Origin of the sequence: Mycobacterium kyogaense (assembly GCF_036946525.1) — a bacterium.
Taxonomy (GTDB): domain Bacteria; phylum Actinomycetota; class Actinomycetes; order Mycobacteriales; family Mycobacteriaceae; genus Mycobacterium; species Mycobacterium kyogaense_A.
In genome coordinates this window covers 120,692-137,504 of record NZ_JAQIIY010000013.1, presented here as the reverse complement: position 1 = coordinate 137,504, position 16,813 = coordinate 120,692, and the positions used below count along the sequence as shown (strand labels likewise).

16 protein-coding genes, 2 tRNA genes and 1 pseudogene are annotated in these 16,813 nt (G+C 67.2%); 9 read left to right on the top strand and 10 right to left on the bottom strand.

The window, feature by feature from the left end:
* The first annotated feature begins 155 nt into the window (after nt 1-155).
* Nucleotides 156-980: a formate dehydrogenase accessory sulfurtransferase FdhD gene (gene fdhD / locus PGN37_RS12235; protein ID WP_335331288.1), complete on the top strand. Its 825-nt coding sequence runs from the start codon at nt 156-158 to the stop codon at nt 978-980.
* A gap of 21 nt (nt 981-1,001) precedes the next feature.
* Here the strand turns inward: fdhD and clpX are convergent, their stop codons facing one another.
* Nucleotides 1,002-2,282, bottom strand: coding sequence for an ATP-dependent Clp protease ATP-binding subunit ClpX (gene clpX / locus PGN37_RS12230; RefSeq protein WP_046364531.1), 1,281 nt, complete (start codon nt 2,280-2,282; stop codon nt 1,002-1,004).
* Between the two features lie 259 nt (nt 2,283-2,541).
* Nucleotides 2,542-2,814: a hypothetical protein gene (locus PGN37_RS12225; RefSeq protein ID WP_335331287.1), complete on the bottom strand. Its 273-nt coding sequence runs from the start codon at nt 2,812-2,814 to the stop codon at nt 2,542-2,544.
* Nucleotides 2,815-2,911: 97 nt separating this feature from the next.
* Here PGN37_RS12225 and PGN37_RS12220 point away from each other — a divergent pair, with 97 nt between their 5' ends.
* A complete protein-coding gene (locus PGN37_RS12220) occupies nt 2,912-3,355 on the top strand; it encodes a TIGR03618 family F420-dependent PPOX class oxidoreductase (RefSeq protein ID WP_335331286.1) in 444 nt (147 codons plus the stop codon).
* Nucleotides 3,356-3,358: 3 nt separating this feature from the next.
* Here PGN37_RS12220 and PGN37_RS12215 read toward each other — a convergent pair whose 3' ends face one another.
* The 4 genes from PGN37_RS12215 to PGN37_RS12200 form a co-directional block, all read right to left on the bottom strand.
* Complete coding sequence (locus PGN37_RS12215) at nt 3,359-4,039, bottom strand: ATP-dependent Clp protease proteolytic subunit (RefSeq protein WP_335331285.1); 681 nt, start codon at nt 4,037-4,039, stop codon at nt 3,359-3,361.
* Complete coding sequence (locus tag PGN37_RS12210; protein ID WP_111509492.1) at nt 4,036-4,647, bottom strand: ATP-dependent Clp protease proteolytic subunit; 612 nt, start codon at nt 4,645-4,647, stop codon at nt 4,036-4,038. The genes PGN37_RS12215 and PGN37_RS12210 overlap by 4 nt, the downstream gene beginning before the upstream one ends.
* Nucleotides 4,648-4,762: 115 nt before the next feature.
* Complete coding sequence (gene tig / locus PGN37_RS12205) at nt 4,763-6,205, bottom strand: trigger factor (RefSeq protein WP_335331284.1); 1,443 nt, start codon at nt 6,203-6,205, stop codon at nt 4,763-4,765.
* A 39-nt stretch (nt 6,206-6,244) separates the two neighbouring features.
* Nucleotides 6,245-6,321 (bottom strand) — tRNA-Pro (locus PGN37_RS12200).
* A 151-nt stretch (nt 6,322-6,472) separates the two neighbouring features.
* Between PGN37_RS12200 and PGN37_RS12195 the strand changes: the two genes are divergently transcribed.
* Nucleotides 6,473-6,543 (top strand) — tRNA-Gly (locus PGN37_RS12195).
* On the opposite strand, the gene PGN37_RS12190 is transcribed toward PGN37_RS12195, so the two are convergent.
* From PGN37_RS12190 to PGN37_RS12180, 3 genes are read right to left on the bottom strand one after another with little or no spacing between them, the layout of a single operon-like run.
* Complete coding sequence (locus PGN37_RS12190) at nt 6,543-7,391, bottom strand: NAD(P)-dependent oxidoreductase (RefSeq protein ID WP_335331283.1); 849 nt, start codon at nt 7,389-7,391, stop codon at nt 6,543-6,545. The two genes, PGN37_RS12195 and PGN37_RS12190, sit on opposite strands and share 1 nt — an antisense overlap.
* A gap of 15 nt (nt 7,392-7,406) precedes the next feature.
* Nucleotides 7,407-8,594: a DUF1501 domain-containing protein gene (locus PGN37_RS12185; RefSeq protein WP_335331282.1), complete on the bottom strand. Its 1,188-nt coding sequence runs from the start codon at nt 8,592-8,594 to the stop codon at nt 7,407-7,409.
* A 10-nt stretch (nt 8,595-8,604) separates the two neighbouring features.
* Nucleotides 8,605-9,699 (bottom strand): DUF1800 family protein, encoded by a 1,095-nt coding sequence (locus tag PGN37_RS12180; RefSeq protein ID WP_335331281.1) that lies wholly within the window; start codon nt 9,697-9,699, stop codon nt 8,605-8,607.
* A 348-nt stretch (nt 9,700-10,047) separates the two neighbouring features.
* On the opposite strand from PGN37_RS12180, the pseudogene PGN37_RS12175 reads away from it, so the two are divergent.
* A pseudogene (locus PGN37_RS12175) lies at nt 10,048-10,915 on the top strand (helix-turn-helix transcriptional regulator).
* A 107-nt stretch (nt 10,916-11,022) separates the two neighbouring features.
* On the top strand, nt 11,023-11,988 hold the full coding sequence (locus PGN37_RS12170; RefSeq protein WP_335331280.1) for an SDR family oxidoreductase: 966 nt from the start codon (nt 11,023-11,025) through the stop codon (nt 11,986-11,988).
* A 13-nt stretch (nt 11,989-12,001) separates the two neighbouring features.
* On the opposite strand, the gene PGN37_RS12165 is transcribed toward PGN37_RS12170, so the two are convergent.
* Entirely contained in the window at nt 12,002-12,565 is a 564-nt protein-coding gene (locus tag PGN37_RS12165) for a TetR/AcrR family transcriptional regulator (RefSeq protein ID WP_335331279.1), read from the bottom strand.
* Between the two features lie 78 nt (nt 12,566-12,643).
* Between PGN37_RS12165 and PGN37_RS12160 the strand changes: the two genes are divergently transcribed.
* From PGN37_RS12160 to PGN37_RS12145, 4 genes are all read left to right on the top strand, one after another.
* Nucleotides 12,644-13,837 (top strand): FAD-dependent monooxygenase, encoded by a 1,194-nt coding sequence (locus tag PGN37_RS12160; RefSeq protein WP_335331278.1) that lies wholly within the window; start codon nt 12,644-12,646, stop codon nt 13,835-13,837.
* A 291-nt stretch (nt 13,838-14,128) separates the two neighbouring features.
* Nucleotides 14,129-15,181, top strand: a complete 1,053-nt coding sequence (locus PGN37_RS12155; RefSeq protein ID WP_335331277.1) for a PE-PPE domain-containing protein — start codon at nt 14,129-14,131, stop codon at nt 15,179-15,181.
* Nucleotides 15,182-15,300: 119 nt separating this feature from the next.
* Complete coding sequence (locus PGN37_RS12150; protein ID WP_335331276.1) at nt 15,301-15,990, top strand: Crp/Fnr family transcriptional regulator; 690 nt, start codon at nt 15,301-15,303, stop codon at nt 15,988-15,990.
* A gap of 5 nt (nt 15,991-15,995) precedes the next feature.
* Complete coding sequence (locus tag PGN37_RS12145; RefSeq protein WP_335331275.1) at nt 15,996-16,796, top strand: MBL fold metallo-hydrolase; 801 nt, start codon at nt 15,996-15,998, stop codon at nt 16,794-16,796.
* Nucleotides 16,797-16,813 lie beyond the last annotated feature (17 nt).

Here is a 16,813-nt window from a genome sequence, read left to right as displayed (position 1 = left end):
TTGACCGGCCAACAGTAGGAACATCGGATGCCGATCCTGTTACGCGAACGTCAACGCCGCAAAACGTCGGTTACCAACCGTCGCCGGACAGCCGTCGTGGCCCTCGCTGCCCGAACGGACCACAATGGACGGATGTCGCGACGAGAGGTACGTCCGTGGGCCGAGTGACCTCTCGCCGGCGCGCGCATCACGTGACGGCCGGTGGCTCGACCGCCCGCCCGGAGACGTTGGCCGTCGAGGAACCGCTGGAGATCCGCGTCGATGGTCGCCCTTTGACGGTCACGATGCGCACCCCCGGTTCCGACGTCGAGCTGGCGCAGGGCTTCCTGCTCACCGAGGGTGTGGTCGCGGGCCGCGAGGACATCGCTTCCGTCCGCTACTGCCGGGGCGCCGACGAGGACGGTGTGAACTCCTACAACGTCCTGGACGTGACGTTGACGCCGGGCGTCGCACCGCCGGATGTCGACCCGACGCGCAACTTCTACACGACGTCCTCATGCGGGGTGTGCGGCAAGGCCTCCCTGGAGGCGGTTCGGTTGGTCAGCAAGCACGCCCCCGGCGACGATCCGTTGACCGTCGAGGCCGACGTGCTGGCGGACATGCCCGCGGAGCTGCGCCGTCGGCAGAAGGTGTTCGCCGCCACCGGCGGACTGCACGGGGCCGGGCTGTTCGCCGCCGACGGTCAGCCGCTCGTCGTGCGCGAGGACATCGGAAGGCACAACGCCGTCGACAAGGTCATCGGCTGGGCGCTCGAACAACATCGCGTTCCGCTGGGCGGCACGATCTTGTTGGTGAGCGGCCGGGCGTCGTTCGAACTCACCCAGAAAGCGGTGATGGCCGGTATCCCGATGCTGGCGGCGGTGTCAGCGCCGTCATCGCTGGCGGTGGATTTGGCCGCGCAGTCGGGACTGACCCTCGTGGCATTCCTGCGCGGCGACTCGATGAACGTCTACACCCGGCCGGACCGCGTCATCAACTGACGCCTCGCACCTCGATCGTCGTCAGGCAGTCTTGTCGCGGCGCTCGGTGCGTGACGGCTTGCGCGGCACGATCGTCGGCAGCACGTTGTCCTCGACGGTCTCCTTGGTCACGACCACCTTGGCGACGTCGTCGCGGCTGGGGATGTCGTACATCACCGGCAGCAGGACCTCTTCCATGATGGCGCGCAGGCCACGGGCGCCGGTGCCGCGGTGGATGGCCTGATCGGCGATCGCATCCAACGCATCTTCGGCGAACTCGAGCTCCACACCGTCCATCTCGAACAACCGGGTGTACTGCTTGACCAAGGCGTTCTTCGGCGTCGACAGGATCGACACCAGCGATTCCTTGTCCAGGTTGGTCACCGACGCCACCACCGGCAGACGGCCGATGAACTCCGGGATCAGTCCGAACTTGATCAGGTCCTCCGGCATGACCTCGGCGAAGTGGTCCTGGGTGTCGATCTCGGCCTTGGAATGCACCTCGGCGCCGAAACCCAGACCGCGCTTGCCGACGCGGTCGGACACGATCTTCTCGAGGCCCGCGAACGCACCGGCCACGATGAACAACACATTCGTGGTGTCGATCTGGATGAACTCCTGATGCGGGTGCTTGCGCCCGCCCTGCGGGGGCACCGACGCCTGCGTGCCCTCGAGGATCTTCAGCAGCGCCTGCTGCACGCCCTCACCGGACACGTCGCGGGTGATCGACGGGTTCTCGCTCTTGCGGGCGATCTTGTCGACCTCGTCGATGTAGATGATGCCGGTCTCGGCGCGCTTGACGTCGTAGTCGGCGGCCTGAATCAGCTTGAGCAGAATGTTCTCAACATCCTCGCCGACGTAGCCGGCCTCGGTCAGCGCCGTGGCGTCGGCGATCGCGAACGGCACGTTGAGCATCTTGGCCAGCGTCTGCGCAAGGTAGGTCTTGCCGCAGCCGGTGGGGCCGAGCATCAGGATGTTGGACTTGGCCAGCTCGACCGGCTCCGAGCGCGAATCGCGGCTCTTCTCCCCCGCCTGGATGCGCTTGTAGTGGTTGTACACCGCCACGGCGAGCGTGCGCTTGGCAGTGTCCTGACCGATGACGTAACTCTCGAGGAAGTCGCGGATCTCCGCAGGCTTGGGTAGCTCGTCGAGTTTGACGTCGTCAGCGTCGGCGAGCTCTTCCTCGATGATCTCGTTGCACAGGTCGATGCACTCGTCGCAGATGTAGACGCCCGGTCCCGCGATGAGCTTCTTCACCTGCTTCTGACTCTTGCCGCAGAACGAGCACTTCAGCAGGTCACCGCCGTCTCCAATGCGTGCCATGGTGCAGGGGTCCTACTTCCTCTTGCTGTTGCACATCGATCATTCGGTGGGTCGCACCGCAACGCTTCCGACGCTACCCGCATCTTCCGGCCCTATGCGACCGATGAAGCCGAATAGTGCCGCTGTTATTCACGTGTGGTCGCGTCAACATATCGCCTGACCGTCCGGTGAGGCCGCCGAACGCACCACCGTGTCTCTGGCGTGTCGCCGCTGTTACTCGACCGAGAGTACCCATCCCTGCCGACGATCGTCTGGCATGTCAGCGACCGGGTCCCAGAGGGCCGGGTCCGATGGGTCCGGGGCCGACCGGACCGGGTCCGACGGGGCCGACGACGCCGCCCACCCCGACAGGTCCGACGGGACCCACGACGGGGTTGGGCGGGTTGACGTAGACGTTGACCGCGACGCACTGAGCGATTGCCGGGTCCCAGTACGTGCCCGCCGGGCACACCGGATCCTGAGCGTGCGCGAGGCCAGGCGCGAGGGCCGCCGCGCCCGCAGCGGCCAGGGTCAGCAGCAGAGTCTTCTTCACGACGATTCCCCCTCGGATATTGACGAGCACGTAGATCTCAAGGGTGGCACGCGCGATGTCAACCCGCGGACTTTTGGGCCGGTCGTAGCCTGTGGAGGTGACCACCCTCACCGACGCCGTCGCGCTGGCCCGCACCCAGAACGGCCTGGCCGTGGTGTCGACACTGCGCGCCGATCTGACGATCCAGGCATCGCTGATCAACGCCGGCGCGCTCTCGCACCCCGCCTCCGGAGAGCCGGTGCTGGGGTACGTCACCTACGGGCGGGTGAAGCTGGCCAATCTGCGGGCGCGCCCGCAGACGGCAGTCACCTTCCGTGATGGATGGCGGTGGGCGACGGTCGAGGGACGCGCCGAGCTGGCCGGTCCGGACGATGCTCAGCCGTGGCTCGACTCGGAGCAGATGCTCGCGCAGCTGCTCCGCGACATCTTCACGGCCGCAGGCGGCACCCACGACGACTGGGAGGCCTACGACGCGACGATGCGCGAGCAGCGGCGCACCGCAGTGCTGGTGACCCCGACGAGGGTCTACAGCAACGGCTGAGCGTCAGGCGTTCTGCGCCGACAGCTTCCGGTACTGCAGCACCGTGTCGATGATGCCGTAGTCCTTGGCAGCCTCAGCGGTGAGGATCTTGTCGCGGTCGGTGTCCTTGCGGATCACGTCGGCCGGCTTGCCGGTGTGGCGCGACAGGGTCTCCTCCATCAGCGTGCGCATGCGCTCGATCTCGGCGGCCTGGATCTCCAGATCGGAGAACTGGCCCTGGATCACACCACCGAGGGCGGGCTGATGGATGAGCACGCGGGCGTTCGGCAGGGCCAGACGCTTACCCGGCGTGCCTGCTGCGAGCAGCACCGCCGCGGCCGACGCGGCCTGGCCCAGGCACACCGTCTGGATGTCGGCGCGCACGTACTGCATGGTGTCGTAGATCGCCATCAACGAGGTGAACGAGCCACCCGGGGAGTTGATGTACATGGTGATGTCGCGATCAGGGTCGAGCGACTCGAGCACCAGGAGCTGGGCCATGATGTCGTTCGCCGACGCGTCGTCGACCTGCACACCGAGGAAGATGATGCGTTCCTCGAACAGCTTGTTGTACGGGTTCGATTCCTTGACGCCGAAGCTGGAGTGCTCGATGAACGACGGCAGGATGTAGCGGGCCTGCGGCTGCACGCGCGGGTCCAGAGCGGGGTGGATGTCCGCGGGGTGAGAAGACGATGTGTCGGTCATTTGTCGATTCCTGCTCCTGGTCCGTCACCGTTAAGGGTGACGCTGGTGATGATGTGATCGACGAAGCCGTATTCGAGCGCTTCCTGCGCCGTGAACCACCGGTCACGATCGGAATCGGCCTCGATGCGCTCGATGCTCTGCCCGGTGAACTCCGCGTTCAGGCGGAACATCTCCTTCTTGATGCTGGCGAACTGCTCGGCCTGGATCGCGATGTCCGCGGCGCCGCCGGTGATACCTCCGAGCGGCTGGTGCATCAGGATGCGGGCGTGGGGCAGGGCGTAGCGCTTGCCCTTGGTGCCCGCGGCGAGCAGGAACTCACCCATCGATGCGGCCATACCCATCGCGTAGGTCGCCACGTCGCAGGGGGCCAGCACCATCGTGTCGTAGATCGCCATGCCGGCGCTGATCGAGCCGCCGGGCGAGTTGATGTAGAGGTGGATGTCCTTGGTGGGATCCTCGGCCGACAGCAGCAGGATCTGGGCGCACAGCCGGTTGGCGATGTCATCGTCGACCTGTGAACCCAGGAAGATGATGCGCTCGGCCAGCAACCGCTCATACACCGAGTCGACAAGGTTGAGGCCCGACGAGGCGCCACGCATGTCAGTCACGACTGGATACCTGCTTTCTTCTGTGTACTTCCGACGCGGTGACCGGTCTTATGCACGACACTAACCAACCCGCGGCGCTGGGGAGTCCCCAGACGCCGCGCGTTCGCTCAGAGCATCACTTGGTGTCGTCGTCCCCGGATGTCTCGGTGACGTCGGTGTCGTCGGCGTTATCGGTGTCCGTTTCGGCGGTCGCCTCGTCGCCGGCCTCGATCTCGTCGTCCGCGATGGCCGCGTCACCGGCAGGCCCGAAGAACTCGGTGGTGTCGATCTCGGTGCCGTCGGTGTCGGTGACGGTCGCGCCGTGCACGACGGCGGCGACGGTGAGCCCGCGACGCACGTCGGCGAACATCGCCGGCAGCTGATTGTTCTGCTGCAGCATCTGGATCAACTGCTGGGGCTCGATGCCGTACTGGCGCGACATCAGCACCAGCCGCTCGGTGATGTCGTTCTGGCCCACCTGGATGTCGAGCTTGTCGGCGACGGCATCCATCAGCAGCTGCGTCTTGATGGCCTTCTCCGCGTTGGCGCGGTTCTCGGTGTCGAACTCCTCGCGGCTGCTGCCCTGCTCGACGAGCGAGTCGGCGAACTTCGACTCGTCGTGGTCGAGCCCGTGGATGGCGTTGTGCAGCGTGTCGTCGACCTGGGCCTGCACGACGGCCTCGGGCAGCGGCACCTCGACCAGGGTGAGCAGCTCTTCGATGGTCTTGTCGCGGATGGCCTCGGCCTGCTGCACGCGCTTGACCCGGGCCACCTTCTCGCGAAGGTCGGCCTTGAGCTCGTCGATGGTGTCGAATTCGCTTGCCAGCTGGGCGAATTCATCGTCCAGCTCGGGCAGCTCGCGCGTCTTGACCGACTTCACGGTGACGGTGACCTCGGCCTCCTGCCCGGCGTGCTCCCCGGCGACCAGCGTCGTGGTGAACGTCGCGGACTCGCCCTCGGTGAGCCCGACGATCGCCTCGTCGAGGCCGTCGATGAGCTGGCCGGAACCGACCTCGTGCGACAAGCCCTCGGTCGCAGCCTCCGGGACGTCCTCGCCGTCGACGGTGGCCGACAGATCGATGGAGACGAAGTCACCGTTCTCGGCGGCGCGCTCGACACCGGTCAGCGTGCCGAACCGCTTCTGCAGCGAGTCGAGCTCGGCCTCGACGTCGGAGTCCTCGACGGCGATCGGGTCGACAGTGACCTTGAGGGTGCTCAGGTCAGGCAGATCGATCTCGGGACGGATGTCCACCTCGGCGGTGAACACCAGCTCCTCGTTGTCCTCGAGCTTGGTCACCTCGATCTCGGGCTGGCCGATGGGCTGCAACGACTCCGAGGTGATGGCCTCGCTGTAGCGGCTGGGCAGCGCGTCGTTGACGACCTGCTCGAGCACGGCGCCGCGGCCGACGCGCGCCTCGAGAAGCTTGCGGGGGGCCTTACCCGGCCGGAAACCGGGCAGCCGGACCTGCTTGGCAAGCTGCTTGAAGGCGTTGTCGATCTCTGGCTCGAGTTCGGTGAAGGGCACCTCCACGTTGATGCGCACCCGGGTCGGGCTCAGCTTCTCGACGGTGCTCTTCACTCTCGTACTCCTCTATTGCTTTCATCTGATGGGTCGAACTGGTCGGGGTGACAGGATTTGAACCTGCGGCCTTCCGCTCCCAAAGCGGATGCGCTACCAAGCTGCGCTACACCCCGGTCGTGGCTGCCTGTCACGCTCACGCGCAGCGTCAGACCACCGGCGATCCTACGTCCTGACCTCAGCGAAGCCACATCCAGATGGCGATTGGATTCTCGAGGGGCGGGGCCGGTATCCTCTGGCGGTACTGCAGCGGCGCTGCAGTGACACGCGGGCGTAGCTCAATGGTAGAGCCTCAGTCTTCCAAACTGATTACGCGGGTTCGATTCCCGTCGCCCGCTCAGAATCCGAAGTACACCGCGGCCATGTCGTCGCCGCCGTGTCCAGCCGTACTCGCGCCGTCGAACACCGCGCGGACGCCGTCGATGAGCGCCGTGGACACCCCGGACTCGGCGAGGGCGGCCCGGATGAGTCCGGTGTCCTTGCGCACGCCGTCCACGCTGAACTGCGGCGCATACGACTCCTCGATGATCGCGGTGCCCTTCATCTGCAGGTAGGCCGAGTTCGCCGCTGATCCGTCGAGAGCCTCCAGCACTTGGCGTTGATCCACGCCGAGGCCTTTGGCCAACGCCATCGACTGCGCGGTCGCCGCGGCGATCGAGGCGATCCACGCGTTGCACGCCAATTTGAGCTTGGACCCCGCACCCGGCTCGTCACCGACCCAGAGGGTCTTGGACCCCACCGCGTCGAACGCCGGCTGCACCCGCTCCTGCAGTGCAGGATCACCGGAGGCCAGCATCACGAGCTTGCCCTGCTCCGCGGGTGCCTTCGTGCCGAGGACCGGGCAGTCGAGAAACGCGACACCGTGCGTGGCGGCCAGCGCCGCGGTCTGTGCAGCGCCCTCCACCCCGACGGTCGCGCACTGGACGAACACCGCGCCGTCATTCAGGTGCGGCAGCACCGTCTCCATCACCGACACCGTCGACTCGGTGTCGAAGAGCATCGCCATCACGACGTCGGCGTCGGCGACGGCCGCCACCGGGTCCAGCGCGACCACCGCGCCGTCGTCGGCCAGCGGTTCCGACCGAGCCGGCGTGCGGTTCCACACCGTCACGTCGAAGTCCTCGCGCAGCAGTGACTGCGCCATGCCGGCGCCCATCGCGCCCGTTCCCAACACCGCGATTCGCATACCCGCCATTGTGCGTCACACGATCTGCAGGCCGCTGCGCCCTCCGCCGATCACCGGTGTCGGATCGGCGTCGAGGACGCGGGCCAGCACATCCTGGTAGATGTCGCGAAAATCGGTCGTGTACTTGAGATCTCCGTCGTCGAGATCGGTGAGGCTGGGTTCGTCGCCGTAGAAGCCGCCGCGCACCGGGGCGCCCGCGACGAACACCGGTCCCGCCGTCCCGTGATCTGTGCCCTGGGAGGCATTGGCCCGTACCCGGCGCCCGAATTCGGAGTACGCCATGACGACGACGTCGCGGCCGCGCTGGTCGGTGGCCATCCGCTGAAGGAACGGGGTGAGGGCGCGATCGAGGGTCTGCAGCAGCCGCTGTTGGGTGCCGCGCTCGTCGGCATGGGTGTCGAATCCGCCGAGGGAGACCATGTAGAGCCGGGTCGGGACGCCCGCGGTGATGGCGGCGGCCACCGTGTCGAGTTGGGCGCTCAGGGACGCGCCATCCCCCTGATGGGTGTCGCCGAGATGGGCGAACGTGCGGTCCGCCGTGCCGGTCGCGCGGTAGGACGCGGCCACTGCGGCCATGACGTCGGTGTCGCGGGGATCCGGCGCGCTCAGCGCGGCGACGACGGAGTGGATGTCGCCGGGGTGAGACCGCGTCGTGGTCAGCGCGGCCGCGGTGGTCCGCTCCCCGACGGCCATCGGCGGCAGGACCGCGCCGACGTTGACGGCCCGCAGCGGGTCGTCACCGGTGCTGTCGAGCCATCGGCCCACCCAGCCGGTGCTCACCGGTTCGCTCGGAGAGGCCGTCTGCCAGATGTCCATGGACCGGAAGTGACTGTGGTCCGGCTTGGGGTAGCTCACGCCGCGCACGATCGCGAGATGACCGTCCTGCCACAGCCCGTGCAGCCCCGTCATCGCGGGGTTGAGGCCGAGTCGGTCGTCGAGGTGCAGCACGTCGGCCGGTGCGTACGCCAAGTCCGGCCGGGCGTCGTGATAGGCGTTGTCGGCGTACGGGATCAGCGTGTTGATGCCGTCGTTACCGCCGTAGAGCGTCACGATGACGGCGATGCCACTCCCCTTCGCGAGCGGCTGGCGGCGGGCCGCCGCCATCAGGTCGGGCCACTCGACGGCCGCCGCTCCGGAGAGCAGTCCGAGCGCACCGACCCCGGCGCTGGCGAGCAGGAACTTCCTGCGGTTGATCTCGGGCATCCTCTGTTCCCTAGGACGTCAGGTATTCGGGTGTGTTGACGGCGGCGGCGACGAGCCGATGCGGGTTCGACGCCAGCGGCGTCAGTGCGGTGGCGCTCCTATCGGTCCAGTCACCGATGCCGATGAGGTAGCCCACGGCATCGAGCCGGTCGCGGGGAGCCGCCTGCTCGACGGTGGACAGGTCGGCACCCGCCGCCAGGGCCGACGCCGTCGAGAACCGCACCGAGGTGCTGGCCGTCGTCAGCCACACCTGACCGTGCGGCCATCCCCCGACATCGGGCGGGTAGAACGGCCGCTGCCCGAGAGTCCGAAGCGCCGATTGCGTTGCCGCAGAGGTCTTTTCCGTCGCCAGCGATACCCCGAGCGAGCGGGCCACCCCCACGAGCCATTCGACGGGCGTGTTCACCATCGCCGGCCGGGCGGCCACGAACTCCGGATCGGTGAGGACCGCCCGGGTCAGTGCATGCAGGTCTCGGTTCGGTCCGTAGGCCGCGGTGAGGCGCGCCGATGCGGCCGGCGAGGGATCGCCTCCGGCGAGTTGACTCCAGAGTCTGCCGGTCACGTAGGTCGGCGAATGTGGTTGCGCCAAAACGATATCGCAGAACTGCGCGGCGTCGAGGTTGCCGGTGACCCCGAGAAGTGTCTTGACGCCGTTGTCGTGCCGCTTGGCTGCCATCGAGGGTGCCCCGCCCCGGTTCACCACCCAGCCCGTCAGTGCCCGTGCCCCGGATCGGACGTCGCCTTCGGTGTAGCCGTTGCCGTGACCGAGCGCGAACAGTTCCATGAACTCCCGCGCGAGATTCTCGTTGGCCGAACGCGCAGTGTTGGTCTGCGCGTCGAGCCAGTCGAGCATCGCCGAATCGGTCAACATCGCGTAGGACAGCGTGCGGAAGTCTCCGAGGCACAGCGCTCGCAGCGTCTGATTCTGGGCGGCCATCCACGCCGCAGTGCGCACCTTCGCCGCCGAGGTCGCGAAGTGGTTGTGCCACAGCAGGGTCAGCTTTTCCCCCGACGGGCTCGCTGACGGCCGCCATACGGGCCGGCCACCACTGCGCGAGTCGATCCATCTGCCGCCCCAACGCGCGCTGATACTGCTTGCGCGCATCGACAGAGGCCGATTTCCCGGGTGGTTCGAGGATGTCGAACGTCGGCATCGGTGTGGCGACCGCACCGGGATCGGACTCCGGATCGGCCGTGAGCACGCGGTCGACGTGAGCGGACCAATCCTCGTCGACCGCGGCATCCACCGCGGCGCCGGTGGTGCCGAAGCCCATGCGCCGCAACAGGCGCGCCGTCGTGACCCACCGCGCCGATTGACTCGGCACCGTCACGTATCTCGATTGCACGATTCCGACATGACCGCCACTGTCACCGCCCAACCTGAAAATCGCCTGGGTCGCGGGGTAGAACACGCTCGCAGTCGCGGCAGGCCTGGGTCCGGGACAATGGCCACATGGAGCAGGCCCAGTTCGCCGAATTCCTACGCCACCGGCGCCAGGCACTCACGCCGGACGACGTCGGGTTGCCGGCCGGCTCGCGGCGGCGCACCGCCGGATTGCGTCGCGAGGAGGTTGCGGCACTCGCGGCGATCTCGACGGACTACTACAGCAGGATGGAGCAGCAACGCGGCTCGCAACCATCGGCAGAGGTGGTGGCCGCCCTGGCACGAGCGCTGCGGCTGTCCCTCGACGAACGTGATCACCTGTTCCGCCTCGCGGGGCACAACGCACCTGCCCGAACGCCGGTCAGCGATCACGTCAGTCCCGCGACGATGCGCATCCTGGACCGACTGCACGACACTCCGGCGCAGGTGATGTCTGCTCTCGGGGAGACGCTGGTACAGACCCCCCGCCGCACGGGCTCTGCTCGGCGACGAGACCCGATTCCAGGGGATGGCGCGAAGCGTCCTGTATCGATGGTTCACCGATGAGGGCAGCCGGAACATCTATCCGGTCGACGACCACGTGAAGATCGGGCGGTCGTATGTCGCGGCCGCACGGATGGGTTTCGTGCGCGACGGGGCGGGTTCCAGGACGGCCCGGATCGTCGAGGATCTGCTCGAGCGGAGCCCGGAGTTCGTCGCGCGCTGGGAGCAGCACGACGTGGATCTCCCCCATGAACTGTCCAAGCGTGTCGTCCATCCGACGCTGGGCGTACTCGACCTCCAGTGCCAGATCCTGCACGACACAACACAACTGCACACATTGCTGGTGTTCACCGCCGAACCCGGGACGCCCAGTCATGCCAAACTCTGTGCGTTGGGCTCCGATCCGGAGGCGTACATGCGGGAGGCACGCGTGGATGCGGCCTTCCCGGGTTGACGCGGCGGCAAGGAGGGAGGGGCACTCCCGGGATAACTGCGTCCTGAACACCGCACGGGAAAGGTGACACCGTCGCTACTGCACCCACACCTGACGAGGAGAACGAGATGGCCACGCCCGAGCATGCGGCGGTACCCACCATGACAGGGCGACTGATCATGATCACCGGCGGAAGTGACGGGATCGGCCTCGCTCTCGCGGATCGACTCGCAGCCGCCGGCGCGGAGCTGATCCTGCCGGTGCGCAATGCCGACAAAGGCCGGCGGGCCGTCGATCGGATCCGCATCACCACTCCCCAGGCGCGCGTGACCCTGAAAGCGCTGGACCTGTCGTCGTTGCAGTCCGTCGCCGACCTGGCCGGTGAGTGCATCAGCGAGGGACGACCCATCCACGTGTTGATCAACAACGCCGGTGTCATGAGCCCGCCCAGCCGACAGACCACCGCCGACGGATTCGAACTGCAGTGGGGCAGCAATCATCTCGGGCACTTCGCGCTCACCGCGCGGCTTCTTCCGTTGTTGGCCGCAGGCCAGGCGCGGGTGACCACGCAGACCAGCGTTTCGGCTCGGTTCAACGGGATCAACTGGGCGGACCTCGACTTCGAGTCCTCCTACTCGGAATCCAAGGCGTACAGCCAGTCCAAGATCGCCAACCTGATGTTCGCCCTCGAATTGAACCGGCGAAGCGAGTTGAACGGGTGGGGCATCACCAGCAACGCGTCACACCCCGGCGTGACACCGACCAACCTTCTCGCCGCGCAGCCGGTGCTCGGTCGCGAGCGTGACACGCCGGGACTTCGCGCCGTTCGCGTGGCAGCCCGGCTGGGCTTGGTCAACCGGTCCGCCGATGAGGGTATGCTCCCGGCGCTGCATGCCGCCACGCATCCGGCCGCTCGCGGCGGAAAGCTGTACGGCCCGAAAGGTTTTCAACATCTTTCCGGCCCACCAGCCGAGCAGGAGGTCTACAAGCCTGCGCGCGATGCCGCAGAGGCCGCCCGGCTCTGGGAGCTGTCGGAACAGCTCGTCGGGGTGCGGTTCGACCACACGCCTGCTTCTCCGCATCCGAAACCCTGAGCTCCGCAGTCCGTCACCCTGCGACCGCGGCCGCGATCACCCGCTCAGCCGCGGCGTCGACCCGCGAGCGGTCACCGGTGACAAGGCCGTCCTGGCACAGTCCGCGTAGCCCGGACACCACCAGCGTCGCTCGCACCCGAGCGTCCGACGTCCCGAAGCCCAGACCCGCCAGAGCAGTGGCGATCGGGTCGAGCATCACGGTGACGGCGTCGTTTGCGTACGGCTGGTAGGTGTCCGGATCGGTGATGGCCAGGCTGAGGACTTGCAGCAGGAGCGAGACGCTGCGGCGCTGCCGCCCCCGCGTGATCGCTTGCCAGAGCGTGTGCGCGGCGGCGATGAAGTCCTCTGCGGTGGCCACTCCGTCGAAGATCTCGCCGGCGTCCGGGCGGCTGGCCGCCATCGCCTGCGCGAGCAGCTCCCCACGATCGCCGAAGTAATAGAGCAGCATCCGCTTGCTGGTGCCCAGCGCCTCGGCCATCGGCGCCAGCGACATGTCGGCGACTCCCCGTTCTTCGAGGTGGCTCACGACGGCACGGAGCAGTTCGGCCCGACGTTGCGGATCGGCTGTGCGCGGCATCACTTGAACGTACCGATCGGTACGTCTATCGTCAATGATGTGCCGATCGGTACATGAACGATGGACGAGGAGCTGACCATGACGGATGACGACACAGTGCGGGTTGCGATCGTCGGCGCGGGGATCGGTGGGCTGACCGCGGCGCTGGCTTTGCGCGCACACGGAATCGATGCCCGCGTCTACGAGCAGGCATCGGAACTGCGCGCACTCGGCGCCGGGGTGTCGATCGCCCCCAACGGGGCCCGCGTCTTCGCAGGCCTCGGCGTCGGCGAGCGGCTGCGTGACGTCGCCGGACGGTACTCGCACTACGTGTTTCGCACCGCCGCCGGCCAACCGGTCGCCGGCGAACCGTCCCGCCTGTCCTTCGGCGATCCGGCCCGGACGATGTTCCTCCACCGCGGCGAGTTACAGGCCGTCCTCTCCGACGCGCTGCCCGACTCGGCGATCAGGCTGGGCCACAAGGTGGTCGAGGCGCACGACGGGGACGACGGAGTGACCGTCTGGTTCGCCGACGGCAGTGCGGTCGAGGCCGATCTTCTGATTGCCGCCGACGGCATCCATTCCCGCCTGCAGGGCCTGGTCAGCGAACCCGCCCACCCCGTCAGCGAGGGCATCATGGCCTACCGCGGCCTGATTCCCGCCGAGCGCCTCGCGGGCGTCGCACCGGTCGCTGCGATGGACGCCTGCGCGATGTGGATGGGACCGGGCCGCAGCTTTCTCGTGTATCCGGTCTCCGCAGGGCGCCTCCTCAACGTCGTCGCGTTCGTGCCGACCGACCTCGACGTCACCGAATCGTGGACCGCACCCGGCGACGTCCGCGAACTCGCCGCCGCGTACTCGGGGTGGGATCAGCCGGTGCTCGACATCATCGACTGCATGGACGAGACGTTCCGCTGGGGCATCTACGACCGTGAGCCGCTGTCGAACTGGTCCGGACGCCACGTCACGCTGCTCGGGGATTCCGCACACGCCGTCGTGCCGCACCTGGGTCAGGGCGCCAATCAGGCCGTCGAAGACGCCATCACGTTGGCCACCCTCCTGCAGCGGTGTCCGCGGGTGGACCTGCCGGCGCGACTGCGGCTCTACCAGGATCTCCGGTTGGCACGGACGCGCAACGTGCGTGACGGCGCGCGAGAAGCGGGCCGCATCTATCGGTCAACCGATCTCGATCCACAGGAGCAGGCCACGCGCATCGATGCCATCTTCGACCGGATCGCCGTGAACAGCTACGACGCGCAGGGCGTCGCCCGCGAAGCTCTGGCGGCAGTCTGACCAGCGGTGACACTCGGTCATTTCCTTTGTGCGCCTTGCACATTCCGAATTCCGCATGCCACCTCCCCCGTGGACGCGTAACATCGCCGACGACTAATGGGGGGGCCATATGTCGCGACACGTTTGTGCGTACGCACAAGCCGGCAATCATGTGCTGCCCGCTTGCGGTCCGCTGTCTGACCACATCGTCACAGTTCAATGCGGGCAACAACGATTACTCGTGAGCAATTCGGGCAAATACTGTGCCGGAGCGGTTGCTGCTGCTTTGCCACACTCGGAGGGACGTAATCCATGAAGAAAGTCATTGCCACACTTCCGATGGTGGCGGCCGCGGCGCTGCTGTCCGCGACACCTGCCGTGGCGGATGTCGCCTACATGACCGGCCTGTTCGGCGCCAAGGTCGACTACGCCAGCATCTCTGCGCCGTCCGGCCAGGGCTGCGACCCGGGCGCGGGCTGCGACGTGATCCCCTACGCCAACTTCAGCCCCAATGCCGCCAGTCTGAGGCGCGGCGTCCAGGCGATCGAGGACTACGTCGCCGCGCACCCCGGCGAGAACACGATCTGGACCTACTCGGACTCCACCGACGCCGCCATCGAGTACATGAACACTCACCCCGAGGACACCACGACGCAGTTCTACCTGCTCGGTGCGCCCAGTACACCCGGCAACTTCCAAGCCTTCAGCTTCTTCAGCCGCCATCCGACGCTGGCTGACGGCGTCGGCTCCAACGCGACCTTCGTCCTGCGGCAGTACGACATCGTCGCGGACGTTCCGGCCGGGACCAGGAACTTCGCCCGGTACAACCTCAGCCAGAGAGTCCACCGCGACGGGTACAACGGCCTCGATCTCTCCAACCCGGCGGTCTCCTACACGGATCCGCGAACCGGGTCCACCACGCAGTACTTTCTCACCTATCCCCTGCCCTTGATCAACCCGGGCTGGAAGACACCGGAGCAGATCGCCGCCCAGGACAAGGCGCTGCGACCGGGGATCGAGAGCCAGTACTACGTGCCGGGCAAGGTTCAGCGGCCGGTCGTGCTGCCTCCCCCGACCTATCCGACGCCGGCGACCACCGCGACCGCCACGGTGGACAAGACGGCAGGCACCGACGCCACGACATCGACGCCGGACAAGGCGGAGTCGACGGGCGTCGTGCGAAAGTTCTTCTCTCGGTTAACGGAACGTCAGCAGGCGAAGGCCGACACCGTCTCTGACGCAAAGGACACCGTCTCTGCCGACAAGGACACCAGCACCCCGGCACGAGCGACGAAGAAGGATCGTCCGCGCCTGCAGGATCGGATCGCGCAGAAGCGGGCCGAGCGCGCCGCAGCGGCGTCGTAACCGCACACATCAGACAGGTCTGATCGCGACACGGCGGCAGCGGAGTTCTTCCACCGCGCGTAGACGCTCTCTCACCGGGTAGCAGGCGTGGAGACCACGCCGGCAGTTCGGGAGAGATCATGACCGATGCGCCCACCGCGCTACTCGACGCAGCCATGCCTGGGCTGCAGTACCGCACGGCTACGGATACCACGAGGTGGCGGGCGGGCGACGTCATCTTCGATGACGGCGACCTCGACAACTGCTTGTACGTGATCCATTCCGGCAGGGTGCGGGTCGGCCTCAACAGCGACGATCGCCAGTGCCTGTTTCAGGTGCTCGGACCGGGCGAGATGTTTGGCGAGGAATCCGTCTTCGATCCTGGCCCCCGCACGACCTGCGCCGTCGCGGTCACCGACACGATCGCCACCCGGCTGGAACGCCGCGAACTGATCGCGACGATGACGGCGCAGCCGGAGATGGCCCAGCGATTCCTGCGTATCCTCGCCCGCAGGATCCGCAGCACGTCGAGCACCATCACCGACACCGTCTATGCCAGTGTCGCCGCCCGGGTCGCCAAACACCTGCTGGGCCTCGCTCAACGCTTCGGCGTGCAGGAGCACGGCGCGATGCGCGTGCCCATGGAGCTGACGCAGGAGCAGTTCGCCCATCTGGTCGGCAGTTCGCGCGAATCGGTGAACAAGGCACTGTGCGACTTCGCCGCCCGCGGATGGATCGTCGTCGCACGGGACAGCATCCTGATCAGGGAATCAGAGCCTCTGGCTGCCCGCATGCACGGCGCCCGCCGTGCCCACCTGGCAGCGCAGTGATCGAGATGGAGCTACACGTCACGTTCGTCGGCAACGCCACCACGCTGATCCGCTGCGGCGACATCACCGTGCTCACCGATCCGAACTTCCTGCATCAGGGCCAACGGGCCTACCTGGGGTACGGGTTGTGGTCCAAGCGCCGCCATCCGCCTGCGTTGCACGTCGAAGACCTTCCACCCCTGCACGCAGTCATCCTGTCCCACATGCACGGCGACCACTGGGACCGCGTTGCCGAACGCGGGCTGGACCATGACCTCCCGATCGTGACCACGCATGCAGCCGCACGTCGCCTGCACTCCAAAGGCTTTCACGCCGCACACGGACTTCAGACTTGGCGCACGTCGCTCATCGAGCAGGGCCGCCACCGCTTGACGGTGACGGCTCTGCCCGGCAGGCACGCGCCGATGCCCCTGCGTCGGTTGCTTCCTCCTGTGATGGGGTCGATGTTGGAGTTCAGCGACGGAACCCGACAGTGTCGGCTCTACATCTCCGGCGACACCTTGCTCATCGACGAACTCGCGGAAATTCCAGCACATTTCGATGCGATCGACGCCGGCATCCTCCATCTCGGCGGCACCCGGTTGCCCGCGGGCGGGAAGCTGCCGTTCGGTGTGACGGTCACCATGGACGGCGTCGCGGGCGCGGAGGCGGCGCGACGGTTGAACCTTCCGCGGGTGATTCCGGTGCACTTCGACGACTACGGCGTCTTCGCTTCGCCGCTGGGAGATTTCACCGCAGCGATGCACGAGCGCGGCCTCGGTGACCGTCTGATCCGCATCGAACGCGGCCAGACGGTCAGCCTGTGACGGTCAGCCTGTGACGG

Bases quoted from the DNA above. Each gene is read 5' to 3' on its own strand.
- PGN37_RS12185 (WP_335331282.1), bottom strand. From the start codon at position 8,594: ATGCCCGAGATCAACCGCAGGAAGTTCCTGCTCGCCAGCGCCGGGGTC.
- PGN37_RS12150 (WP_335331276.1), top strand. From the start codon at position 15,301: ATGACCGATGCGCCCACCGCGCTACTCGACGCAGCCATGCCTGGGCTG.
- PGN37_RS12160 (WP_335331278.1), top strand. From the start codon at position 12,644: ATGACGGATGACGACACAGTGCGGGTTGCGATCGTCGGCGCGGGGATC.
- PGN37_RS12215 (WP_335331285.1), bottom strand. From the start codon at position 4,039: ATGACCGACACATCGTCTTCTCACCCCGCGGACATCCACCCCGCTCTG.
- PGN37_RS12190 (WP_335331283.1), bottom strand. From the start codon at position 7,391: ATGCGAATCGCGGTGTTGGGAACGGGCGCGATGGGCGCCGGCATGGCG.
- PGN37_RS12170 (WP_335331280.1), top strand. From the start codon at position 11,023: ATGGCCACGCCCGAGCATGCGGCGGTACCCACCATGACAGGGCGACTG.
- PGN37_RS12180 (WP_335331281.1), bottom strand. From the start codon at position 9,699: ATGCGCGCAAGCAGTATCAGCGCGCGTTGGGGCGGCAGATGGATCGAC.
- PGN37_RS12145 (WP_335331275.1), top strand. From the start codon at position 15,996: ATGGAGCTACACGTCACGTTCGTCGGCAACGCCACCACGCTGATCCGC.
- PGN37_RS12165 (WP_335331279.1), bottom strand. From the start codon at position 12,565: ATGCCGCGCACAGCCGATCCGCAACGTCGGGCCGAACTGCTCCGTGCC.
- PGN37_RS12155 (WP_335331277.1), top strand. From the start codon at position 14,129: ATGAAGAAAGTCATTGCCACACTTCCGATGGTGGCGGCCGCGGCGCTG.
- clpX (WP_046364531.1), bottom strand. From the start codon at position 2,282: ATGGCACGCATTGGAGACGGCGGTGACCTGCTGAAGTGCTCGTTCTGC.